General features: G+C 68.3%; 5 protein-coding genes and 1 pseudogene. 2 read left to right on the forward strand and 4 right to left on the reverse strand.

The window, feature by feature from the left end; all coding sequences use genetic code 11:
* Positions 1–98: 98 nt before the first annotated feature.
* Positions 99–791 carry a zinc-binding alcohol dehydrogenase family protein gene (locus OG841_RS47445; RefSeq protein ID WP_328635674.1) on the forward strand — a complete coding sequence of 231 codons (693 nt, stop codon included), beginning with the start codon at positions 99–101 and terminating at the stop codon, positions 789–791.
* Complete coding sequence (locus OG841_RS47450) at positions 755–1405, forward strand: NAD(P)-dependent oxidoreductase (protein WP_328635673.1); 651 nt, start codon at positions 755–757, stop codon at positions 1403–1405. The genes OG841_RS47445 and OG841_RS47450 overlap by 37 nt, the downstream gene beginning before the upstream one ends.
* Positions 1406–1581: 176 nt before the next feature.
* On the opposite strand, the gene dmpG is transcribed toward OG841_RS47450, so the two are convergent.
* The 4 genes and pseudogenes from dmpG to OG841_RS47470 form a co-directional block, all read right to left on the reverse strand.
* Positions 1582–2598 (reverse strand): 4-hydroxy-2-oxovalerate aldolase, encoded by a 1017-nt coding sequence (gene dmpG, locus OG841_RS47455; RefSeq protein ID WP_328635672.1) that lies wholly within the window; start codon positions 2596–2598, stop codon positions 1582–1584.
* Positions 2595–3590 (reverse strand): acetaldehyde dehydrogenase (acetylating), encoded by a 996-nt coding sequence (locus OG841_RS47460; protein ID WP_328635671.1) that lies wholly within the window; start codon positions 3588–3590, stop codon positions 2595–2597. The genes dmpG and OG841_RS47460 overlap by 4 nt, the downstream gene beginning before the upstream one ends.
* Entirely contained in the window at positions 3587–4420 is an 834-nt protein-coding gene (gene mhpD / locus OG841_RS47465; protein ID WP_328635670.1) for a 2-keto-4-pentenoate hydratase, read from the reverse strand. The genes OG841_RS47460 and mhpD overlap by 4 nt, the downstream gene beginning before the upstream one ends.
* A 198-nt stretch (positions 4421–4618) precedes the next feature.
* A pseudogene (locus tag OG841_RS47470) lies at positions 4619–6325 on the reverse strand (DEAD/DEAH box helicase family protein); the annotation flags it as partial.
* Positions 6326–6874 lie beyond the last annotated feature (549 nt).

Here is a 6874-nt window from a genome sequence, read left to right on the forward strand (position 1 = left end):
CACGCCACGGGCTCCGGGCGTCATCGTGCCGCCTCCGGGGTTCCAGCAGCCGAAACCGGCGCTCGGCAGCTCTGGCCGTCCGGCCTAGCGTCGCCGTCATGCGAGCAGCTGTCATTACAAGAGCCAGAGGGGCCCCTGCGCTGCAGGAGGTCGACGAACCCCGCCCGACCGAGCACGGCACGGTTGTGACCGTCACGGCCGCCGGGGTCAACCCGCATGACTTGGTGGTCGCGGCCGGAGTCAACCAACCTCCGCCGGTTCCCTATGTGTCAGGCTCCGAGGGCGTCGGCACCGTCGGTGACGGAACTCGCGTCGACTTCGGACGCACGCACCTGCCACATGGCTCGTTCGCTGAGCGGGCGGTCACCTCGGCGGACTCGGTGCAGGAGATCCCGGACGCGCTGGCGGACGGTGCCGCGCTCGCGATCGGCGTGGCCGGAATCTCCGCGCGGCTGTCCCTGACCCGGAAGGCCGGTCTCCGCCAGGGTGAGCAGGTTCTGGTCCTCGGGGCCACGGGCAGCGTCGGTCGGATTGCGATCCAGGCGGCCAAAGTCCTCGGTGCCGGACGGGTGGTGGCGGGCCGCAACCCCGCCGTGCTCGACGCCCTCAAGGAGCGGGGAGCGGACGAGGCCGTCCGGCTGGACGACGACTGTCCCGCCGCGCTCCGGAAGGCGAGCCAGGGCGGATTCGATCTGGTGGGTGGACATGCTCTACGGAGCGCCGATGGTCGCAGTGATGAAAGTGAGCAAAGTCCATGGCTGAATCACACAGCACGTCCGGTCCGTCGTTGAACGTCGCGGTGGTGGGTGCCACCGGCAGCGTCGGCCGCCCCCTGATCGCCGAGCTCATCGCACGGGGACACCGGGTCACCGCCGTGACAACCCATCCGGAGCTCGTCGCATCCCACCCGTCGGTACGGACCGTCGAGGCCGACGCCAACGACTCCGCCCAGCTCGTGCCCGTCATCACGGGCCACGACGTGGTCGTCACGGCGATCCAGTACGCCAAAACAGACCACGCCCGGCTGATCTCGTCCGTCAGGGAATCGAAGGCGCCGCTCTACTTCGTCACGGGCGGAAGCGGAACCCTGCTCGTGCCGGGCACGAAGACACGCGTCATGGACACGGACGTCTTCCCCGCGGAATTCGCGAAATCGGCCGCCGCCGCGGCGCACTTCTGGAAGCTGCTGGAGCAGGTCGACGACCTGGACTGGATCTACCTCGCTCCGCCGCCCGGAATCGGCCCGGGTGAGCGCACCGGCCGTTTCCGTCGTGGTGGTCGGGAACTGCTCCAAACCCCGGACGGGACGCTGCCCGGGATCTCGTTCGACGACTACGCCATCGCGATCGTCGACGAGCTGGAGAGTCCCTCACACATCCGCGACCGATTCACGGTCGCCTACTGAAGCAGGCATCAGGGGCCGACGGCCGGCACCGGAGCCAGTACCAGGGCAGGGGCCTGATCCCGGTCGATCAGGCCCCTGCCGGGTTTCCGCGCCAACAGCGATGAGGAGCAGGCACAAGACACGAGATCACTCAGCGTGTCCCGCGAAGGCACCCACCGCCCCACCCCTCCCCGTCGTCAGGCCGACGACGCCTGGGACACGAGGTCGAGGGCGATGTCGGTGATCATGTCCTCCTGGCCGCCGACCATCTTGCGGCGTCCGACCTCGACGAGAATGGCGCGGGTGTCGATGCCGTAACGCTCGGAGGCCTTCTCGGCGTGCCGCAGGAAGCTCGAGTACACGCCCGCGTAGCCGAGAGTGAGGGTCTCGCGGTCCACCCGCACCTCGCGGTCCTGCAGCGGTCGTACGATGTCGTCGGCGGCGTCCATCAGGGGGAACAGGTCGCAGCCGTGCTCCCAGCCCATCAGGTCGGCGACCGCGATGAAGGCTTCCAGGGGGCAGTTGCCCGCCCCGGCGCCCTGCCCTGCGAGGGAGGCGTCGACGCGGGTGACGCCGTTCTCGACGGCGACGACCGAGTTGGCCACGCCCAGGCCGAGGTTGTGGTGGGCGTGGATGCCCAGTTCGGTGGCAGGGTCCAGGACGTCCCGATAGGCGCGGAAGCGGTCGCGGACGCCGTCCATGGTGAGGCGGCCCCCCGAGTCGGTTACGTAGACGCAGTGCGCGCCATAGGACTCCATCAGCTTGGCCTGGCGGGCGAGTTCGGCCGGTTCGGCCATGTGGGACATCATCAGGAACCCGGCGACGTCCATGCCCAACTCGCGCGCGGCGGCGATGTGCTGGGCGGAGATGTCGGCCTCGGTGCAGTGCGTGGCTATGCGCACCGAGCGGATGCCGAGGGAGTGGGCCTGCTTCAGATCGTGGATGGTGCCGATACCGGGGAGCAGCAGAGTGGTGGGGGTCGCCTGGTGTACGGCGTCCAGGACCGCTTCGATCCACTCCCAGTCGGTGTGCGCGCCGACGCCGTAGTTGATGCTGGAGCCGGACAATCCGTCGCCGTGGGCGATCTCGATGGCGGACACTCCGGCCGTGTCGAGGGCGGCGGCGATGGTGCGGGCCTGGTCGACGGTGTAGCGGTGGCGGACGGCGTGCATGCCGTCCCGCAGGGTGACGTCCTGGACGTACAGACGGGTCATCGGGACGCCACCTCCGGGGCGATGGGGGTCCCCCCGCTCGAGCGAAGCCGAGAGTGGGGGAGGCCGGCCATGCGCTCCGCGGTGCGCAGCGCGGCCGAGGTCATGATGTCGAGGTTGCCGGCGTAGGCCGGCAGGTAGTGGGCGGCGCCCTCCACCTCCAGGAAGACGGACACCTTCAGTGCGTCGCCACCGCCGCGGGCGAGGGTGTGCAGCGGGTCGTCAGCGGCCGCCCGCTCGAACTGCACCTTCTGCTTCAGGCGGTAACCGGGCACGTACGCCTGCACCCGCCCGACCATCTCTTCGATCGACGCGGTGACGGCCTCCGTGGCGCAGTCGGAGACCAGGCAGTGCACGGTGTCACGCATGATCAGCGGCGGTTCGGCCGGATTGAGGATGATGATCGCCTTGCCGCGCGCCGCGCCACCCACCTTCTCAATGGCAGACGACGTGGTCTCGGTGAACTCGTCGATGTTGGCCCGGGTACCCGGACCGGCCGAGCGGGACGAGATGGAGGCGACGATCTCGCCGTAGTGCACGGGCGTGACGGCGTTCACGGCGGCGACGATCGGGATGGTGGCCTGGCCGCCGCAGGTGACCATGTTCACGTTCGTCGCGTCCAGATGCGCGGCGCCGTTGACCGGCGGGACGACGTACGGTCCCAGTGCGGCGGGGGTGAGGTCGACCACCGTCTTGCCGTGCGCGCGCAGCACCTCGTCGTGGTGGCGGTGAGCGCCGGCGGAGGTGGCGTCGAAGACGATCCTCACGTCCTGGAACTCGTCCATGCCGACCAGGCCGTCGATGCCCTCGTGCGTGGTGGCGACCTTGAGGCGCTTCGCCCGGGCGAGACCGTCGGAATCCGGATCGATGCCCACCATGGCAGCGATCTCCAGGCTCTCCGATAGCCGCAGAACCTTGATCATGAGGTCGGTGCCGATGTTCCCCGAGCCGATGACGGCCACCTTGGTACGGGGAGAAGGTGTTGTGGTGGTCACTGCTGCCCTGCCTTCTGGTCGGATGCGGGTGCGAAGCCGACGCGTACGGAGCCGAGTCCGGAGATGACCGCTTCGAAGCGGCTGCCGGGGGTGGCGACAGCCATGGGGCCGAGGGCGCCGGTCAGCACGACGTCGCCGGCGCGCAGCGGATCGCCCATCCCGGCCAGCGTCGACGCGAGCCACACGGCCGCGTTCAGGGGGCCGTCGAGGCAGTCGGCGCCGGTGCCGTGCGAGACCTCCTCGCCGTCGCGACTGAGCGTCATGCGCACGGCGCGCAGATCGACAGAGGTCAGCGGCACTGGTGTTGCGCCGAGGACGAACAGGCCGGAGGAGGCGTTGTCGGCGACCGTGTCGATCAGACTGATGTCCCAGTCCGCGATCCGGCTGTCGACGATCTCCAGGGCGGGGAGGGCGAAGTCCACTGCTCGCAGCACGTCGGCGACCGTCGTGTCGGGGTGCGGCAGGCCGGCCGCCAGCACGAGCGCGACCTCTGCCTCGATCTTGGGCTGGAGCAGCCGTCCGTAGGGCACCGTCCCGCCGTCGGGTACCGCCATGTCCGCCAGCAGCGCGCCGAAGTCCGGCTGATCTACGCCGAGTTGGGCCTGCACCGCAGGCGAGGTCAGACCGATCTTGCGACCGACGAGGCGACCGCCCTGAGCGAGCTTGCGCTCGACGTTGAGGCGCTGCACGGCGTAGGCGCTGCTCACATCTCCGGCAGGCAACTGGTCGCGTACCGGCGGACATGGCGTACCGGACTGCTCAGCCTCCCAGAGGGCGTGGGCCGTTTTTTTCGTCTCCGGGGATGGCGTGCGGGACGAATGGGACGGCATGGGCGACCTCCGGAAGCGCGGGTGCAGCAATCGAATGCGGCACTCCTTGGATAGACGACACACCCCGAGCACGGCAGAACATGTTCCATTAACCGGAACAGTTCAGTTCTCGGTCAGTACCCCTGATGGTCAGGGGAAGCCACATCAGCTTCGACGCGCCCAGATCGGCGGTGTTCCAGCGGTCGCCCGCGTAGATGTGCCGAGTTGTTCGAGCCGTCGGGTGCGTTGGCCGGTCATCTGTCCGGCTGTGTGGGCGCGTCGTTGTTCTGCGATCCATTGTCCTAGTGGTGTGGCGCCTTCGCGGTGTGCGTAGGGCACGCGGGCGTTCCCGACCCGTTCGACGTATGTCTTGAGTTTCGTCCAGGCGCGGGCCCAGTCCTGGCGTTCGGTGTCGATCACGTTGAAGCTGACCCAGTCGGCGACCGTCACGGGATCTCTGGGGGCGGCGAATCGGAGCAGCAGCCGTGATTCGGCTTCGCCTTCCTCGGGCGGCGTGCCGATGTTCACGGACGGTTGGGCGACGTCCTTCCGGGGCTCTTGGGGAATGGCCAGCAGTTCCACGGCTTCTTCATCGTGGGCCCGCAGTCCTTCCAGGACTTTCACCAGGGGCCGGTAGGACCCGGAGGTGAACATGTCCTCGGGCTGCTCTCCGGGCTGGAGGAAGACGGGCACGATCAAGGAGGCGAGTTTGCCTTGTCCGGGCTTTTGGCGGAGTGCCCGGCCGATGGCCTGGACGATGTCGTGCGGCGCGCCCTTGGGGTCCAGCAGGGCGACGGAGTCCACCGCGCGGATGTCGACGCCCTCGCCCAGGACACGGCAGTTGGAGAGCACGGCCCGCTGCGCCGTGGACCCGAACGAGCCGAGAACCTCCCGCCGACGTTCGGGGACGTGTTCGCCGCACAGCCAGTCGGCCCAGATCCGAGCCGGGTACGTCTCCGGCTGATCCGCGTGCAGCTTCGCCGCCACTCGCTCCAAGCCCTCTGCGTAGGCCTGTGCCTCGATGGTGCGGTGGTGGAAGGTGATGCACGTCGACAGGTCGTGCTGCGCCATCGTGTGCAGGAGCGCGGCCTGCAGGGCTCCGAGCCGCTGCCCGCGCACTTCCTCGCTGTGCCGCTCCTCGCCCATCAGCTTCTCCGGGGTGACGACCGGGTCCTTCAGCTCCAGGACGATGATCTGGTACCGCGCCAGCAACCCCCGCGAGACGGCCGACGCCAAGCTGAGCTTGTACAGGACGGGCCCGAAGACGGTCTCGTCGTCCATGGACGCTGCCATCTCCCGCGGCAGCGGATCCCGCACTCCCTCAGCAACCTCCCGGCTCAGCCGCTCTTCCCAGATCCGCGGTGTGGCCGTCAGGTACAGCCGCCGGTACGCCGGGATGACGCTCTGGTCATGGATGGCCGCCCAAGCCTTCCCCATCGACCCTGACGTCCGGTGCGCCTCATCAACCACCGCCAAGTCCACCGGGGCCAACTGCTGGCCGTAGACACCCTCGAAAGCCTCCGCCAGTACACCCAAAGACGCGTAGGTGGCGTAGATGGTCACCGGCCCCTGCCCATGCCACAGCGCCAACTGGATCGGGTTCGTCGTGGAGCGCACCTTCAACGACCACAGCCCCGGATCGTCCTGAAGCGAACACACCGCAACCGCCGGCCCCTTGTGCCCGGCCTCATGCCACGCCCTCACCGTCTGCGCCAGCAGATCCAGCGTCGGCACCAGCACGAGCACACGCCCCCTGGGCACAAGCCGCCTCGCCGACGCCGCCGCCATGATGGTCTTCCCCGTCCCACACGCGGCGTGCACCTGCCCACGAAGACCATTCCAGGGAATACCACCCGGCGGAACATCAAGACCCCGCACAATGGCAGCAACGGCCTCGATCTGGTGATCACGCAACTTCACGGCCATGCCCCGTGCTCTCCCTTTCGCGGAATGCAGCGCGTAATAGCAAATAGAATCCAGGCGCAAGGTGCGCGGCGGTAGGGTGTAGCACCTAATCCCAGACTCTACACAGCCACAACTCGTGATGCATCACCCGCACACCAACTCCTGCGCCCGAGGGTGACACAGTGACTCAATCTCACTCGCGAACGGCCGGTTACCCTGTAGGCTGACAGGCCATTGGCAAACATGTCGGGACAGGCCAGCCAGCGGGGGAGGAGTTCAGGGTGGAGCGCAGCGGAACCCGTCACCACCGCGAGGCCGGCACCCCATCAGTCCGACGGTCCGTCACATCCGTTACAGAGATGATAGCCGGGAATCCCAAGCCCTACACAGACCCGCGCCTGACGCACCCACCCCCCACTGCCAGCCCCAGGAATCCCGCTTGCGGGATTCCCCAATTCGCGCTTGCGCGAATTGACACGCACTCAAAATTCCGCTTGCGGAATTCGATTCCACGCTCGCGGGGGAATCTGGCGGAGCGTCAGCGGAGCCGTTCCCTATGCAGCGCGCCAG

The organism is Streptomyces canus (assembly GCF_041435015.1).
Lineage (GTDB): Bacteria > Actinomycetota > Actinomycetes > Streptomycetales > Streptomycetaceae > Streptomyces > Streptomyces canus_G.

What these genes read in the sequence shown, in the direction of transcription:
- OG841_RS47445 (WP_328635674.1), top strand. Translation starts at nt 99, where the DNA reads ATGCGAGCAGCTGTCATTACAAGAGCCAGAGGGGCCCCTGCGCTGCAG.
- OG841_RS47450 (WP_328635673.1), top strand. Translation starts at nt 755, where the DNA reads ATGGCTGAATCACACAGCACGTCCGGTCCGTCGTTGAACGTCGCGGTG.
- dmpG (WP_328635672.1), bottom strand. Translation starts at nt 2,598, where the DNA reads ATGACCCGTCTGTACGTCCAGGACGTCACCCTGCGGGACGGCATGCAC.
- mhpD (WP_328635670.1), bottom strand. Translation starts at nt 4,420, where the DNA reads ATGCCGTCCCATTCGTCCCGCACGCCATCCCCGGAGACGAAAAAAACG.